At 69.8% G+C, this 16,371-nt stretch carries 13 protein-coding genes; 1 reads left to right on the top strand and 12 read right to left on the bottom strand.

The window, feature by feature from the left end:
- Nucleotides 1-9: 9 nt before the first annotated feature.
- On the bottom strand, nt 10-681 hold the full coding sequence (locus ACUDP5_RS24790; protein WP_445657454.1) for an anti-sigma factor: 672 nt from the start codon (nt 679-681) through the stop codon (nt 10-12).
- Nucleotides 678-1,223, bottom strand: coding sequence for an RNA polymerase sigma factor (locus tag ACUDP5_RS24785; RefSeq protein WP_445657453.1), 546 nt, complete (start codon nt 1,221-1,223; stop codon nt 678-680). Before ACUDP5_RS24785 ends, ACUDP5_RS24790 begins: the two co-directional genes overlap by 4 nt.
- A gap of 313 nt (nt 1,224-1,536) precedes the next feature.
- Between ACUDP5_RS24785 and ACUDP5_RS24780 the strand changes: the two genes are divergently transcribed.
- On the top strand, nt 1,537-2,502 hold the full coding sequence (locus tag ACUDP5_RS24780) for an SMP-30/gluconolactonase/LRE family protein (RefSeq protein WP_445657452.1): 966 nt from the start codon (nt 1,537-1,539) through the stop codon (nt 2,500-2,502).
- Between the two features lie 37 nt (nt 2,503-2,539).
- Here the strand turns inward: ACUDP5_RS24780 and ACUDP5_RS24775 are convergent, their stop codons facing one another.
- The 10 genes from ACUDP5_RS24775 to ACUDP5_RS24730 form a co-directional block, all read right to left on the bottom strand.
- Nucleotides 2,540-4,621, bottom strand: coding sequence for a PIG-L family deacetylase (locus ACUDP5_RS24775; protein ID WP_445657451.1), 2,082 nt, complete (start codon nt 4,619-4,621; stop codon nt 2,540-2,542).
- A gap of 125 nt (nt 4,622-4,746) precedes the next feature.
- Nucleotides 4,747-5,880 carry an acyltransferase family protein gene (locus ACUDP5_RS24770; protein WP_445657450.1) on the bottom strand — a complete coding sequence of 378 codons (1,134 nt, stop codon included), beginning with the start codon at nt 5,878-5,880 and terminating at the stop codon, nt 4,747-4,749.
- A 9-nt stretch (nt 5,881-5,889) separates the two neighbouring features.
- On the bottom strand, nt 5,890-6,720 hold the full coding sequence (blaOXA, locus tag ACUDP5_RS24765) for a class D beta-lactamase (protein ID WP_445657449.1): 831 nt from the start codon (nt 6,718-6,720) through the stop codon (nt 5,890-5,892).
- A 35-nt stretch (nt 6,721-6,755) separates the two neighbouring features.
- Nucleotides 6,756-8,468, bottom strand: coding sequence for a M56 family metallopeptidase (locus ACUDP5_RS24760; protein WP_445657448.1), 1,713 nt, complete (start codon nt 8,466-8,468; stop codon nt 6,756-6,758).
- Entirely contained in the window at nt 8,465-8,851 is a 387-nt protein-coding gene (locus ACUDP5_RS24755; RefSeq protein ID WP_445659210.1) for a BlaI/MecI/CopY family transcriptional regulator, read from the bottom strand. Before ACUDP5_RS24755 ends, ACUDP5_RS24760 begins: the two co-directional genes overlap by 4 nt.
- A 72-nt stretch (nt 8,852-8,923) precedes the next feature.
- Nucleotides 8,924-9,811 (bottom strand): ABC transporter permease, encoded by an 888-nt coding sequence (locus ACUDP5_RS24750; RefSeq protein WP_445657447.1) that lies wholly within the window; start codon nt 9,809-9,811, stop codon nt 8,924-8,926.
- A 70-nt stretch (nt 9,812-9,881) separates the two neighbouring features.
- Nucleotides 9,882-10,862: an ABC transporter permease gene (locus ACUDP5_RS24745; RefSeq protein WP_263909954.1), complete on the bottom strand. Its 981-nt coding sequence runs from the start codon at nt 10,860-10,862 to the stop codon at nt 9,882-9,884.
- Nucleotides 10,859-12,445 carry an ABC transporter substrate-binding protein gene (locus ACUDP5_RS24740; RefSeq protein WP_263909956.1) on the bottom strand — a complete coding sequence of 529 codons (1,587 nt, stop codon included), beginning with the start codon at nt 12,443-12,445 and terminating at the stop codon, nt 10,859-10,861. The genes ACUDP5_RS24745 and ACUDP5_RS24740 overlap by 4 nt, the downstream gene beginning before the upstream one ends.
- A 61-nt stretch (nt 12,446-12,506) precedes the next feature.
- Complete coding sequence (locus tag ACUDP5_RS24735; protein WP_445657446.1) at nt 12,507-14,210, bottom strand: hydantoinase B/oxoprolinase family protein; 1,704 nt, start codon at nt 14,208-14,210, stop codon at nt 12,507-12,509.
- On the bottom strand, nt 14,207-16,354 hold the full coding sequence (locus ACUDP5_RS24730; protein WP_445657445.1) for a hydantoinase/oxoprolinase family protein: 2,148 nt from the start codon (nt 16,352-16,354) through the stop codon (nt 14,207-14,209). The genes ACUDP5_RS24735 and ACUDP5_RS24730 overlap by 4 nt, the downstream gene beginning before the upstream one ends.
- Nucleotides 16,355-16,371 lie beyond the last annotated feature (17 nt).

Below are 16,371 nucleotides of genomic sequence, written 5' to 3'. Positions count from 1 at the left end.
GGATGCAGCTCAGATCTTCAGCACGTCGCCGCTCATGATGACGGGGCCGGTGGGTTTGCCACTGGGCGAGCCGCCGGGCGGTTCCAGCGTGATGGCCAGTTGCTGCACGCCCGCCAGGCCCTGCGCGCGTCGCAGCGCGGTCAGGCCTTCGGGCGACACCAGGCCGACCGACTGTGGCGCCTGGCCGGGCGGAATGGCCCAGAGTTCCAGGGCCTTGCCGCCCGCGCGGGTGGCCAGGTTCTGCAACGCATGGATGTGCAGGCCGCCGGCTTCGTCGGCGCGCACCACCAGCATGGCTTGCGCTTCGGGGCTTTGCAGTACGGCCATGAGCTGCGCCCGCGCGGCGCGGTCGACCTGCATGGGGTAGAAGAGCACGCCGGCCACCAGCAGGGCGGCCAGTGCGCCGCTGGCCACGCGCCAGAATGCCAGGCCTTGCCACCACGGACCTGCACCCGGGCGCAGGCGGGACTGGATGGCGCGCCAGACGCGGGCGGGCGGCGTCCTGGCCGGCAGCGACCAGAGCAGGGGATAGATGTCGTTTTCCCACTCGCGCACCTGGCGGCGCAGGTTGGCATCGGCGGCCATCAACCCTTCGAAACGGCGGCGGGCGCCGCCACGCATGGCGCCGGCCACATAGTCGGCCGCCAGGCGGGCGCGCAATTGCGGATCGCGGTAGTTCATGACAGGCACCTCTTGAGCCGTTCCATGCCGCGGCGCACCCAGCTCTTGATCGTGCCCAGCGGCGTCTGCATGCGCTGGGCGATCTCGCTGTGGCTCAGGTCATCGAAGAAGGACAGCGCGATGGCGGCGCGTTGCTGCCCTTCGAGTTGCTTCAGGCAGTCGGCCAGCCGGCGGGCGTCCTGGTCGGTTTGCAGCCGTTCGAACGGGCCGGGGGCGTCGTCCGCCCACGCCAGCGTCAGTTCGCCGTCGGCGTCCGGGCGCTCCAGGTCCGGCCTGCGCAGCAGGTCGATACAGCGGTTGCGCACGATGCGGGTCATCCAGGTCATGACTTGGCTCTGTTCCGAAGCATAGCGGGAGGCATTGCGCCAGATATTGATGAAGCTGTCCTGGAGGACTTCCTCCGCCCAGTCGCTTCGTCGCAATATACGTACGGCAAGCGCAAACAGATGCGGGGACGTTTGGCGATAGAGTTCGGCCAGCGCGGATTCCTGGCCGCGCGCGCAATCCTGTATCAAAGCCTGCAGACGAAGCGGATCAGCCATGGCGGATATCCGGGGTCAGATAGGTGCAGCCGCATGAGGCGACGGGTAGGGGCGGGTGCCACGTGACGGGGTAGCCAGTGGCCCCCAAATAAAGTGGCCCCCAATAATACAGGCACTTGGCGGGCCCGCTGGCCCGGGCAACCGTCGGGTTTGTACGGGGCCGGCGCCGCGCGGCAACCGCTGCGAAGACGGAACTTCATGGATGGCCTGGCGGTCGGATGCCAGGCGATCAGGTGGCTTGCGGCAAAGGGAAAGCGATGCGTCGCATCGCGGTGCGTGCGGCCAGGGTCGATCGCCTGTAAAGGACCTGAATATGCGGCTATCCGCGGCAGTCATCGCATTTTTCCTGGCATCGCCTGTTTCCGCGTGGGCGGACGAGGCGCCCGCCAACTCGGCGCTCGTGACGAGCGACGCCTCGGCCAACAAGACGCCGCTGGACGTCGATGCCGCGGCCAGCGCGACGCCGGTGGCGGACGGCATCGGCTTTCCGGAAGGCACCGTGCTGGTGCAGGACACGCTGTACTTCGTCGATTACCAGGCCTCGACCGTCAACCGGTTGACGCCTTCTGGTCAGGCCGTCGTGGCCCGCTTGCCGGGCTGCGGCGCCAACGGCCTGGTGGCCACGCCTGACGCGCTGCTGGTCGCCTGCTACGACAGCGGCACGGTGCAGCAGGTATCACGGGAAGGCGTGAAGCAGCGGACGTTCGAGCGTGGCTCGAAAGGCGAACCCTTCTACCGGCCCAACGACCTGGTCGCCGACGCCCGCGGCGGCGTGTACTTCACCGCGTCGGGCGACGATTCGTGGCTGGGCAAGGTGTTCTACCTGGCGCCGCAGGGCGGCGCACCGGTGGCCGTGGCCGACAACATCCGCAACGCCAACGGCATCGCCCTGTCGCCCGACGGCAGCATCCTGTACGTGGGCGAAAGCACCACCGACGGCATCCTGCGCTTTGACGTGCATCGGGACGGCACGCTGGAAGGGCGCGCGCGGTTCGCGGACCTGGACGCGCTGGCGCCTGGCGGGCAGGCCTATCGCCACACGCCGGACGGCATCCGCAGCGACGCCGGCGGCCACCTGTTCGTGGCGCTGTATAACGGCGGCGGCATGTGGGTGCTGGACGACCAGGGTGGATTGATGGCCAGTGTGGCGCTGCCGGGCGAACACCATTCCAACCTGGCGCTGTCGCGCGACCAGAAGACGGTGTACGCGACGGCGCTGTCGGGGGCGTCGGGCCGGATATACCAGCTGCCGAATCCGCTGGCAGGCAACGCACCCTGATTCGAAAGCGGGGCGCCATGTCGATGCGCCCCTTGCGTCACTGCACCCGGGTCGGCGTCACCGTGCGCGAGGTCTGCGTCGGCATGCGTTCCTGCGTCAGCGTGCCCGGCTCGTGGGGAGACGGGCGCACCACCACGGTGTTGCCGGGCGGGTTGGCGCCCAGGTTGGGCAGGTCGGCCGGGCGCGCGGCGACCGCGGCGAAGGGGCCGCCGCCGGTGGCGGGCACGCCGTCCAGCGTCAGGGCGGTGGCCCACTGGCCGTCGCGCCGTGACAGCACCTGGTAGCGCTGCGGGCCGCCGGTGCTGCGGGCGACGATGTAGACCGTGCCGTCGATCAGGTGCATCGCGGGCGGCGAGGCGGCTTCGGCGTCCAGTTTGGCGGGCTTGCCGTGTTCGACCAGCCAGAGCGGGCCGTTGGCGCGTTCCAGGATGGCCAGCACCACATTGCCCTGCGCGTCGGCATCGATGGCGGGGCGGCCGATGTAGGGCACGCCCAGGTCGGTGGGCGCGCTCCAGTCCATGGTGAGGTCGGTGGTGTCGCCGGTTTCTTCCAGGCGCGTCAGGTGGTTGCCGGCGCGCTGGCGGAAGTAGAGTTCGACGCGATGTTCGTGGTTGCGGATCGCGGCCAGGCCGCCGGCCGCTTCGGGGGCCGGCACGCGGCGCCAGTGTTGCCAGTCGGGGCGCTGGCCTTTGGCGGCGGGCAGTTGGCGCGTGTAGAACAGTTGGCCGGCTCCGGCCGACGCAAAGACGATGTAGCGGCCGTCGTCGCCGCGCACGACCGCGGGGGCGCCGGTGGCGCCATCCAGCGGCGGCAGTTCCTGCCAGGGGCTCCAGCTGCCGTCGATGCCGGTGGGCGCGATCCAGTGCAGCCGGCCGTCGTAACCCAACGCCACGGCGGCGGCTTCGCCGCGCGGCGCCACGGCCGGAATCTGCGTGACGCGGATGCCGGCCAGCGCCTGCCAGCCCTGCCAGGTGCCGTCATGGCGCTGCTTGTTGGCCCACACGCCGCCCAGCGGGTCGCGCGCCATCAGGCCGGCGGTGCCGTCGGCGTGGGTGAATGACACCAGCGGCCCGCTGGTGCGCCCGCCCAGGCTTTGCCAGCGGTGTTGGCCGGCGTCCCAGCGGTTGACGGCGGCATTGGTCTCGCCCGCCGCAAACACGACCAGGCCGCCGCGCCCGTCCGGATAGATCTGCGGCGGCATGTCCTGGCGCGACACGTAGTAGGCGCGCTGGACCCAGGCGGCCGCGGGGCCGGCGGGTTCCTTGCAGCCGGTGGGGCCGGCGCAATAGTGATAGTCGTTCCAGGCGTAGTGCTGGAAGATCACCGACTTGCTGGCGATCTCGGCGTCGGCCAGGTTGGTGGCGCGTTCCTGGCTGGGGTAGTCGATGTAGCCGGTTTCGGCGTAGTTGCCGGGCACGCGCAGCATGGCCGCGCGCACCAGCCGCGCGCTGGCGATGTGGTCGGGGTGGCCGTGGCCGGCGCAGCGCCAGCACAGCTGGGTGTAGGGGACGGCGATGGTGTCGTCCAGGTGGCGCACGGTGGTGGGCGCGTACTGGCGGATCAGTTCGGCAAGCGTGTCGACCAGTTGTTCGCGGGTGTAGGTTTCCGGGTAGGGGCCGAGGGTGTCGACGCTTTGGCCGGGCTCGGATTCGGTGCGGCTGAGCGGCGTGAGGCTGCCCCAGCCCTTGCCGAGCCAGGGGTCCTTCAAGCGCATGTGCCAGAGCTGCACGCGCGGGTCGCCTTCCAGGGTGAAGCGGGCGATGCGGCGGCCGGCGACGATGCCGGTGTCTTCCTTCCATTGATCGGGCTTGCCGGCCATGTAGGCGTAGGCGGCGCGCACGCCGCGTTCGCGCCCCAGCATGTAGGTGTCGCCTTCGCCCGCGTCACTGGCGGTCAGGTAGACCACCCGCACGCAGCCGCCCGCCGCCACGTTCGAGGCGATGTCGGGGTTCATGAACAGCAGGTCGTCGTCCAGGTGGGCGACGAAGGCCAGGTCCTTGATGCCGTGGCATTGCGCCAGCGTGGGCGGCGCAGCAAGCGCGTGGGGGCTGATCAGGGCGGCCAGCGTGAAAAGCAGTATCCGGCCAAGGGGGCGCAACAGGTCCGGCAGTCGGGGCATGGCAAGGGGCAATTCTGGAAAAGAAGGGAAATAACGGTGTCGGATCGCGAGGGGCGAAGCCTGGCACCGTTATTTTTTGACCCTTATTTATAGCGGATATGACGCCTTGGCGTTCGTCATGGCCGTTACGTTTTTGTGCCTGAGGTAACGGCCGGTGCGCGCGCCACACCGAAAACCCGCCGCAAAGCCCGGTTCGCCGGGGTCGAATAGCAATGCGCGACAAGGGCGCCGATCACGCAGGACCCCAGCAGGTAGGCGCACAGCAAGGCTAGTCTGGCATCGCCGTGCATCAGGGCGGGCGGCCACGCCGTGCGCAGCAGGCCCAGCACGACCAGATGCAACAGGTAGATCTCGTAGCAATCGCGGCCGCAGCGCCCAAGCAGGCGCAGCGCAAACGCGGGGCGCGGCCGGTCGGTCGCCGGCCGCCGCAGCAGCACGGCCGTGCCCAGCGCCATCGCGCTGGCGCCCAACACGTTGCTGGCGCTGATCGGCCAGGCCAGGTAGAGCAGCAGCATGGCGATGCCGACCGCTGCGCGCACAAGCCCTCGTTGCAGGAAGGCGGGCGGATGCCGACGGGCCAGGACGGCGGCGACGCCACCAATGGCGATGGCGTCGAAGCAGGCCAGGTAGCCATACAGATAGGCCTCGCTGCCGTCCTGGTGCGCCAGGCGATAGAGCGGGCCGGCGATGATGAGCGCCGCCACGAGCGTGCCGCGCATCCACGCGCGGCGCAGCAGCAGGCACGCCAGAGGGAAGAGCAGATAGAAGGCCAGTTCCACCGACAGCGACCACATCACGCCCAAGGCGTAGTTGAGCCACCCCTCGCGGATCACCAGCACGTTCATCCAGCCGGTCAGCGCGGCGAGATTGGTCGTCCACAGCGACACGGCGGCGGCCGGCCGGTTGTCAAACAGCGCGACGCCCGCCAGCGCCAGGGCGTCCACCACGATCAACGTCAGCAGCAGCGTCGGCACGATGCGCGCCAGCCGCAGCCCGTAGAAGGGCGCGAGCCGCACGGCGTCCAGGCTGCCCCAGCGGTCCAGCGCGTTGCGCGTGACCAGAAAACCGGAAATGACGAAGAACATCGTCACCCCATAGTTGCCGTTGCGTGCGATGGCGTGCAGCAGCGGCCAGCCCAGCAGGCCGGCCAGCAGGGTGTCTTGCAGGGGATAGGCGATATTGAAGTGGTGCAGCAGCACCAGCAGGATCGACACGCCGCGCAGCGTGTCGATGCCGCCCTCGCGCGCATCGGTCAGCATGGGCGGGGCCTACTTCTGCGCCGCCGGGGCGCTCAGCCCCGGCCACTGGCGGATCAGTTCGTCGCGCGCCCGCAGGCCGGCGTTGGGCCGCGTGGCTTGCTCGTCCTGGATCAGGCGGGCGAACACGAGCTGGCGGCCGTCCTTGCGGGCCCAGCCGACGAACCAGCCGTAGGCGTTGGCGGGGGTGTAGACGCCGGCGTTGCCGGGCGACCCGGTGCCGGTCTTGCCGTAAAGGCGCCAGCCGTCGGCGCTGCCGGCCTCGAACAGGGTGTCGGCCAGTTCGTAGGCGGCGGGCTTGATGGGCAGTTGCCGATTGACGACCTGGCGCAGAAAGCCCAACTGCTCCAGCGGCGAGATGCGCAGCGACGAGATGATCCAGGCGCCTTGCAGGCCGTTGTGCTTGCCGGGTTCGCCCGACACGTCTTCATTGCCGTAGTGGAAGGCGGACGTGTACTGCTGGAAGCGCTGTGCTCCCAGGCGCTGGGCGACCTGCTGCGAATACCAGACCACGGAATAGGTGATCCAGCGCGCCGGGTCGGTGGGCTGGCGCCAGGCGTCGCCGCCCCAGTCGGGGTAGTCAGGCTGGTAGTCCAGCACGGGCGCGTGCGGGCCTTGCAGGATGCCGGCGTCCGCGCCCATCAGGGCGATGGCAAGCTTGAAGGTCGAGGCGGGCGTGTAGCGCGCGCCGCAGGCCTCGGGCGTGCCTTGCTGGAACACGATCTTGCCCGTGGCAGCATCGGCCACCACGGTGCAGAGTTCACGTGCCTGGGTTGGCGCGGTGGCCAAAGCCGTCAGGGAAAAGGCGACGCCCAGGGCGCGGCGGGAGAGTCGAACGGTCATGATCGATGCAGTCATCAGGGGAAAAAAGCGAACGCTCAGGCGGCAGGCGCGCGCCCATTGAGCAAGACCAGCGTCAGGTCGCGGTCGTCGATATGCAGGCGCATGGCCAGGCAGCGGCCCGCCTCGGTCGAGGCCCCTGTCTTGGACAGGCGGATGTCCCAGCCCCGCGCGCCGACCAGCGGATTGGTATTGCGGTAGTGCAGCGAGGCGCCGGCCGTGGCGACGGTCTCGGCCAGCGCGGTGGTGTCGCGGGCAATCTGCGGATAGGCGGACGCGGCGGCCATGATCTTGCCGATGTCCACGGCGCTGGCACGGTTGGCGCCCGACAGGCCGGTGGGTTCTTCCAGCGTCGTGTGTTGCAGGTGCAGTGCGGCGGTCTTGCGCTGCAAGGCGATTCTGAATGCGGTTTCGCCGCCCGGGTAGCTGCGCGCCAGCGCATGGGCGGCGCGGTTGTCGGAAGACATCAGCGCCAGTTTCAGCAGAGTGTCCAGCGTGGTGGCGGTGCCCACCGGCAGGGCCGAGGCGGATGCCGCGGTAGCCTGCGCGTCCTGTTCGTCGATCACGATGCGGCGGTCCAGGTCGGGCGCGGTGTCCAGCACGACCATGGCGGTCATCAGCTTGGTCAGCGACGCGATGGGCACGGCGTCGTTCTCGGCACGGCCGAGCAAGGTGGCGCCGGACGCGTCGTCCTGCAGCAGCACGTGCGTGGCGCCGCTGGAGGCGATCAGGGCCTGGACGCCGGGTAGCTGGGCCAGGATGTGGCGGGCCTCGGTGGCCGTGGGCGCTTGTCCGGGCCGGGCCGCTTGCAGTGCGGGCCAGGCAATGAACCCCGTCAGCGCCAGTGTCATCGCCAGGATGGGCCCGGCGGCCGTGCGCCGCGCCGGCACGCTGGCGGGCGCGGCCAGGCGGCGGATGCGGTCCAGCAGATCGCCGTCACGCGCGCCGGGGGCGACCGCCGCGGGTGGGCGGGGGGCGTCGCTCAACCCATGCAAGGCGCGGGCCAGCGTCAAGGGGCTGGGCAGCACCGAGGCGGCCATGGCGTCGGCAATGCGCTCGCGTTCGATGCGCAGGCGACGCGACAGCCACCATACCGAGGGGTGAAAGAACAGCAGCGCCTCGGCGGCGTGCTGCAGCAGGTTCACCAGGTAATCGTGGCGCCGTACGTGAGCGAGTTCATGCGCCAGCAGGGCTTCGAGCAGGTCGGCCGGCATGCCGGTCACCAGCGTGGCGGGCATCAGCACCACGGGCTTGAGCCAGCCGGCGGTGACGGGCGTGGCCAGGTGATGCGCCACGCGCAGGCTGACGCCGCGCGCCAGGCCCAGGCGGCGCGACAGGTCGGCGGCGCGGGCCTGCCAGGCGGGGTCGGCCCACACCTGGCTGCGGCGCAATTGGCTGCGCAGCCAGCCGATGCCCAGCAATACGCGCAGCGACGCCACGAGACTGCCGACCAGCCAGGCCAGCGCCAGCCAGAGTGGCCATGTGGCCGCCGCCGGCGCGGCGAACGCCTGTGCGTGCGTGCCATTGCCCGCGGCCGGCAGCGCGCGCCAGGCTGCCGTCACGTCCACGGCCAGCATCGCCACGCAGGCGATCAGGCTGGCGCATAGCAGCGCGTAGCGCAGCCGATTGTCGCAGGGGCGGGCCAGCGCCAGCAGGCCCGCGGCGACGGCATGGATGCACAGGATCTTCCAGGCTACGGCCGGCAGGCTGCCGCCGATGGCCCAGGCCGTGTCAAGCAGGAACGCGTTCACGGCTTGTCTTTACGCAGCAGCGCTTCGATTTCGGCGCGGTCTTTCTTGCTGACGTGGCCGTCGCGCAGCGCCGCCAGCACCAGCGCCTTGCCCGAGCCGGCGAAGGCGCGGCGGATCAGGTCCTTGACCAGGCCGCCCTGCGTGGCCGCCTGGGTCTGCGCCGCGGCATAGACATGGGAACGCTCGCTTTCGTCACGCGTCAGCAGGCCCTTGCCGTGCATGAGCTGCATCTGCCGCAGCACGTTGGCGTAGGTCAGGTCGTCGCGCTGGGCGGCCATGGCGGCGTGGACCTGCTTGACGGTGGCGGGGCCGGTTTCCCATAGCGCGCGCAGCACGTCGAGTTCGGCGCTGGTGGGCTTGGCGGCGGAAGGGTTGGGTGGCATCGGCAACGACGTAGACAAGGAATATATCTAGAATAAATTTTCTAGAATGTTTTGTCTACTTTGTTTCCGCACCTACCTGGACAGGCGGGGATTGAAGGCGTCGTTCAGCGCATCGCCCAGCAGGTTCAGCGACAGCACGGTCAGGATGATGGACACGCCCGGCAGCGCGGTCAGGTACCAGGCGGTGCGCAGCATTTCGCGGGCGCTGCCGATCATGCTGCCCCACGACACCGCGTTGGGGTCGCCCATGTTCATGAACGACAGGGCCGATTCCATCAGGATGGCATTGGCGACCAGCACCGAGGTCGTCACGATCACCGGCGGCAGGGCGTTGGGCAGGATTTCGAGCAGGGCGATGCGCGCATGGCTGTAGCCCAGGCTGCGCGCGGCCTGCACGAATTCCGATTCGCGCAGGGTGCGGAATTCGGCGCGCACCAGCCGCGCGATGACGGGCCAGGACGCCACGCCGATGGACAGCGCGATCACCGCCACCGACGGCCGGGCGATGGCGACGATGACCACCACGAGCAGGAACGACGGAATGGTCTGCAGCAGTTCGGTGACGCGCATCAGCGCCACATCGACCCAGCCGCCGAAATAGCCCGCAGCCGAGCCGACCGCGATGCCGATGACCAGGCTGAGCAGCGCTGCGGTAAAGCCCACCGTCAGCGAGACCCGCGCGCCGTGCGCCAGGCCCGCGGCCACGTCGCGGCCCATGGTGTCTGTGCCCAGCCAGAAGCCGGGGTCCTGGCCGGGCCACAGGATGGGGGGGCCGACCATGTCGAGCGGGTCGTTCGGAAACACCCACGGGGCGGTCACCGCGGCCAGCAGGATCAACAGCAGCAGCACGCCGCCCGCAACCGCGGCAGGGTTGGCGAGCAGGCGGCCCAGGGCGCCGCGGCGGCGCCAGGGCAGTCGGGCGGGCGGGGCGCCCGGCGCGGATTCGATAGAAGCGGACATGAGGGAACTCAGGAAAGAAGCGGCGTCGTAGGACGGGACACAAGAGACCAGGGCAAGCAGCAGGCGCTGTTCAGCGCGCGCGGATGCGCGGGTCCAGCACGGTCTGCAGCAGGTCGACCAGGATGTTGGCCACGATGACCAGCAGCGACGACAGCACCAGGATGCCCAGCAGCACGACGTAGTCGCGACCCATGACGGAGTCATAGGCCAGGCGGCCCAGGCCGGGCCAGCTGAACACGGTCTCGACCACCACCGCGCCGCCCAGCAACGTGCCGACGTTCAACCCCGCCACGGTGGTGACGGGAATGAGCGCGTTGCGCAGCACATGGCGCAGCGCCACCGCGCGCGGCGTCAGGCCCTTGGCGTGGGCGGTGCGCACGAAGTCCTGGCGGTTGACTTCCAGCATCGAGGCGCGAGTGAGCCGCGCGAAGATGGCGACATAGAAGCTGGCCAGCGCCAGCGTCGGCAGCACCAGGTGGCGCGCCACGTCCAGCGCGTGCGCAAGACCCGTGGCGCCCGAGCCGATGGTGGACACGCCGCCCGGTGGCAGCCAGCCCAGCTTGACCGACAGCAGGATGATGGCCATCAGGCCCAGCCAGAAGCCGGGCGTGGAATACAGCAGCAGCGCGGCCAGCGACAAGGCCCGGTCCAGCCAGCGGCCGGCAACGCTGGCCATCAGCGCGCCCAGCGCGATGCCGGCGGCCAGGGCGCAGGCCAGTGCGCTGCCCATCAGCAGCACGGTGTTGCCCAGCCGGCTGAAGATCAGGTCCGACACCGGCAGGTTGTAGCGCGGCGACACCCCCAGGTTCAGCGTGGCCAGGTTGCGCAGGTAGTCGCCCAGCTGCTGCAGCACGGGCTGGTCCAGCCCGAAGTGCGTGCGCAGCGCCGCCATGCTGGCTTCGGTGGCCGAGCCGGACTCGGCCGCGATCACGTCGGCGGCATCGCCCGGCACGGCCTGCAGCAGGAAGAAGCTGAGCAGGACGACGCCGATGACCGTGGGCACGGCCTGCAGCAGCGAGCGTCCCAGGACGCGCAGGGTGCGTGCGCTCATGGTTGCAGGTAGACGTCGGCCAGGTTGGATTCCACGCCGTCGGCCGTCAGCGAGTGGTCGTGCACGCGCTGGTTGGCGATGGTGATGAATTCCGGCTGGTACAGGTTCAGGTCGGGCACCTCGCGGGCCACGATCTGCTGGAATTCCTTGAACAGCTGCACCCGGCGGGTCGGGTCGTTTTCGACGGCGGCCGCTTCCAGCAGTTCGTCCACCTTGGGGTTGTTGTAGTGCGTGCCGTTGGAGAAGGGCACCCCCTTGATGAAGTTCTTTGACCAGTACAGGCGCTGCACGCCCACGGTGGGGTCGAACAGGTTGCTGGCGCCGTTGGTGGTGAACGAGAAGTCGCGGTCGGTGTAGACGCGCTTGATGAAGGCCGACGCGTCCTGCGCGCGGACGGTCACGGCGATGCCGACGCGCGCCAGCGTGGTGCGCAGGTAGTCGGCCAGGCGCGGGCCGTCGGCGCCGATCGGGTTGTAGTCCAGCGTCACGCGGTAGCGCACGCCGTCGGCGCCCTTGGGGTAGCCGGCTTCGTCCAGCAGCGCGTTGGCGCGCTTCAGGTCGAAGGGGTAGGGCGTGACGGCCGGGTCGTTGTACGCCTTCAGGCCGGGCGCGATGGGCGAGTACGCCACCTGGCCGACGCCATAGTTCACGACCTTCAGGATGACGTTGCGGTCGACGGCGTGGGCCACGGCCTGGCGCACTTTCTCGTTCTTGAAGAACGGGTCGTCCAGGTTGAATTCCAGCCGCGTGACGTTGTAGGAATAGCTGTTGCCCTTGGTCTCGAAACGCAGCGTCGGCACGGCCTTCAGGCGCGCCAGGTCGGCCAGCGGCACCGGCGTGCGGTAGCCCAGGTCCGCCGTGCCGGTCTCGAAGGCGATGGCCGCGGCGGCGGGGTCGGCCACCACGCGCACGATCAGGCGGTCGATGTAGGGCTTGGGCTTGTCCCAGTAGTCGGGGTTGCGCTCATACACGATGTGGCTGCCGCGCACCCATTCCTTGAACTTGTAGGGGCCGGTGCCGATCGGCGCCGACGTGGCCGGGTTGGTCAGCGGGTCGGTGCCTTGGTAGATGTGCTTGGGGACGATCGGCGTTTCGGTGGCGACGAAGGCGCGGATCAGGTAGGGCGCGGGCTTGGACAGGCGCAGCACCACGGTGTGGTCGTCGGGCGTTTCGATGGCAGTGACGTTGGCGAAGGTATTACGCCCGCGCGGGTGGATTTTTTTGAGCAGGTCGATCGAGAAGGCCACGTCGGCCGACGTGAACGGCTTGCCGTCATGCCATTTCACGCCCTGGCGCAGCGTGAAGGTGTAGACCGTGCCATCGGGGCTGATGGTCCAGGCGGTGGCCAGCTGCGGCTCGGGTTTCAGGTCGTAGTCGTATTTCAGCAGGCCTTCGGTGACCTTGGCGCTGACGCTGAGGATGGGCGTGGCGACGTTGCCCACGGTGACCAGCGCGGTGGGTTCGGACGGCAGCAGCAGGGTCAGCGTGCCGCCGCGAGTGGGCTCGGCGTGGGCGTAGGGCGCGGCGGCCAGCAGCAGGCCGGAGAGCAGCAGTTTCAGGAAGGGACGGCGTTGCGGTGTCATGGTCGTCGTGAAAGAGGAGGGGCGCCCGGCGCACGGGCGCGACGGGCCGGGGTTCAAGGGATCAGGTGGGGGCGACGGGTCGGCCATAGGCGTCTTCGGCCTGCGCGGCGCTGACCAGGCCGTACTGCACATCGCGTACCAGGCGCTCGTCGGGGCGTTCGGCGGGATCACCCAGGCCGCCGCCGCCAGGCGTATGCACCACCAGGCGTTCGCCAGCCGGAATCAGCTGGCGGCCCTTGGCGCGCAGCACGGCGCCGGACGACAGCTCCAGCTTGCCGCCCGCGCCGGCCTGGCCGCCGAGCGCGCCGCGGGCCGGATGCACCACGCGGTCAAAGGCGGCGGCGATGATCATGCCGGCCTGCGGATCGGCGTGGCGCACCACGATAGTCTGGCCCAGGCCGCCGCGTACCGTGCCCGGGCCGCCGGAATCCTGGCGGTATTCCTTTTGCTCGAACACCAGCGGGTTGGCGCTTTCCAGGATTTCAAGCGACACGTTGCGCACGCCGCTGGGGTAGGAGGTGACCGACAGGCCATCCTTGCCGGGCCGCGCGCCGGTGCCGCCGGTGGAAAAGCTGGTGGCATTGAAACGCCGGCCGGCCAAGAGGCTTTGCTGTTCTGCCTGCGTGGCGCCGGCCAGCGGCTCGCCGCCCACCAGGTGCAGGTTCCACAGCGACGAGGCGCCTTCGGCGGGCACCTGGTCGGCGCGGGCCTGGCGCAGGGCGCCGAAGACCACGTCGGGCAGCATCTGCCCGATGATGTGGCGGGCGGTGACCGCGGCGGGAAAGCGCGCGTTCAGGATGGAGCCTTCGGGCGCGGACACCTCCACCAGCGACAGCGAGCCGGCGTTGTTGGGCACGTCGGCGCCGATCAGGCAGCGGATGCCGAACGAGGTGTAGGCGTCGGTGTAGGCCTTGACCACGTTGATGCCGCGCGTGACGCTGGGCGAGGTGCCGTCGAAGTCCACCAGGATCTTGCCGGCCTGCACGGTGACGCTGGCCTCCAGCGTGATGGGCGCGTCGTAGCCGTCGATCACCAGCGTGTTGTGCCAGGTGCCCTGGGGCCATTGCGCGATCGCCTCGCGCATCGCCTTGGCCGATTGCTCGATGATGTAGCCGCCCAGCGCGTCCAGGTCGGCCAGCCGGAATTCCGTCAGCAGCGACTTCAGGCGTCGTCCGCCGATATCGTTGCAGGCCACCAGCGCATACAGGTCGCCTTCGACCTGTTCGGGTTCGCGCACGTTGGCGCGGATGATGGCCAGCACGCCGGGGTCGACCTGGTGCTGGTGGAAGAACCGCAGGATGGGCAGGAACAGGCCTTCGTGATAGACCTCCAGCCCGTCGGCGCTGCTGCCGATGCCGCCGATGTCGATCACGTGCAGGGTCGAGGCAAACAGCGCCACCAGCGCGCCGTCGTGGAACACCGGCGACACCATGGTCATGTCGAACAGGTGGCCGGTGCCTTTCCAGGGGTCGTTGGTCAGCAGCACGTCGCCGTCTTTCAGCGTGTCGGGCGGGAACACTTTCAGGAAGTGCTTGACCGACTCGGCCATGGCGTTGACGTGGCCCGGCGTGCCGGTGACGGCCTGGGCGATCATCCGCCCATCCGGCAGGAAGACGCCGGCGGACAGGTCACCCGCTTCGCGCGTGGCGGTGCCGAAGGCCGAGCGGATCAGGACCTGGGCCTGTTCTTCCACCACCGACAAGAGGCGGTTCCAGGCCAGCTGGAAGCGGATGCGTTCCTGGGGCGTTTGTTGTTGCGTACTCATGCTGCGTGTTCCTTTCCGGCGCGCGGCGCCGAGGCCGCCTGGATGTCGTCCAGCACCAGCGAGCCGAGCCGGCTGCGCCGTGCCTCGAAGCCCGCGGGCACAAAGGTGGTGGTCTCGTCTTCGACGACCAGCGCGGGGCCGCTCAGCTTCTGCTGCGCGTCCAGCGCCTGGCGCTCATAGGTGGGCACGTCGGCCCAGCGGTTCTGCTCGAAGTCGTACAGCGCGCGCGTGCCGGACGAGCGCGCCGCGGTGGCCGGGCCGCTGGCGATGTGGTCGCGCGGCCGCTCGCGGCGCGCGCCGGCCTGGGCGGCGACCGACCAGCTGACGGTTTCGGGCGCCACGTGCGGCAGGCTGCGGCCATAGAGCTGCGCATAGCGTTCGGCGAACGCGACGTCCAGCTGGCGGCTGGCGGCGGCATCGAAGGGACCGTCCGGCAGGTCGACGGGGATCTCGTGGCCCTGGCCGCTGTAGCGCATGAACACCACGCGCTTGTGGGTGAGCGGCGCATCGGGCGCGGCGCGGCGCACGACGGTGTCCACCCCCGCGGTCAGTTCGTCCAGCAGGCGCTGTACGGCAGCGTGGTCGATCGTGGCCAGGCGTTGATGAAAGCTGCGCACCGCCTGGTAGGCAATGGGCGCCCACAGGAAGCCCACCGCCGAGCCCACGCCGGCCGATTCCGGGATGATGACGCGGCCGATGCCCAGCTTGCGCGCCAGCCGCGCGGCATGCAGGGGCGCCGCGCCGCCAAAGGCGATCAACGTGTGTTCCTCGGCGGCCTTGCCCAGTTCCGATGCGTGCACGCGGGCGGCGTTGGCCATGTTCTCGGTGACCACGTCGATGATGGCCTGCGCGGCCTGCGGGCCCTCCAGGCCGGCGGCCGCGGCCAGGTGGGTCTCGATGGCGTGGCGTGCGCGTTCGGGCTGCAGGCTGACCTTGCCCACGGCGAAGCGGTCGGGGGTGACGGTGCCGATCAAGGCGTGCGCATCGGTCACCGTCGGCAGTTCGCCGCCGTTGCCGTAGGCGGCCGGGCCGGGCGACGAGCCGGCGCTGTCGGGGCCGACCTGCACCACGCCCAGGTGGTTGACGCGCGCGATCGAGCCGCCGCCTGCGCCGATCTCGACCATCTCGATGACCGGGATGCGGATAGGCAGGCCAGAGCCCTTCAGGTGGCGGTGCACGCGGCCGAATTCGAAGCTGCGGCTCACCTGCGGTTCAAAGTCGTCGATGTAGCAGATCTTGGCGGTGGTGCCGCCCATGTCGAACGACAGCGCGCGGGCGGCGCCGGTCTGCTCGGCGATGTGCTGCGCCAGGATCGCGCCGCCGGCCGGGCCGGATTCCACCAGGCGCACGGGTTCGTCCACGCCAGTCTGCAAGGTGGCGATCGAGCCGCCGGACGTCATCAGGAACGGCTCGCCGCGCAGGCCGCGTTGGCGCGCGGCCTCGTTCAGGCGACGCAGGTAGCCGGACACCTGGGGCTGCACATAGGCATTGGCGCTGACGGTGGACAGGCGCGGGTATTCGCGGATTTCGGCGCACACGTCGGACGACAGCGACACCCACAGCTGCGGAGCATGTTCGCGCAGCAGCTCGCGGATGCGGCGTTCGTGGTCGGGGTAGGCGTAGCTGTGCAGCAGGCAGACGGCCACGCTTTCGACGCCGGCTCGGGTCAGCTCGCTGGCCAGCGCGACCACCTGGGCCTCGTCCAGCGGCGTCAGCACCTGGCCCTGGGCGTCGACGCGTTCGGTGATGCCATGGCGCCAGGGGCGCGGCACCAGCGGTTCGGGCTTGTCCAGGAAGATGTCGTACTGCGCAAAGCGGTCTTCCAGGCCGATTTCGACCAGGTCGCGAAAGCCGGCCGTCGTCAGCAGCGCGGTGCGCGCGCCCTTGCGTTCGATCAGCGCATTGGTGGCCAGGGTGGTGCCCAGGATCAGCAGGCTGACCTGCGGCCAGGCCAGCCCGGCCTGGTCCAGCAGCGCTTCGATGCCTTGCAGCACGGCGGTTTCGGGCGTGTCGGGCGTGGTCAGCAGCTTGGTGGACCAGCGGCGGGGTTCTTGTTCAAGGACGATGTCGGTAAATGTGCCGCCGACGTCGACGGCAACGCGAACCGGCGCCGTCGAGGCGGTCTCGGAAGGGGATAGGGACATGGGGGCGGAAAGAGAGA

The sequence above is a fragment of the Achromobacter sp. NCFB-sbj8-Ac1-l genome (genome assembly GCF_052695805.1).
The sequence above is the reverse complement of the archived record's forward strand: the minus strand, read 5'-3'. Positions and strand labels throughout refer to the sequence as shown.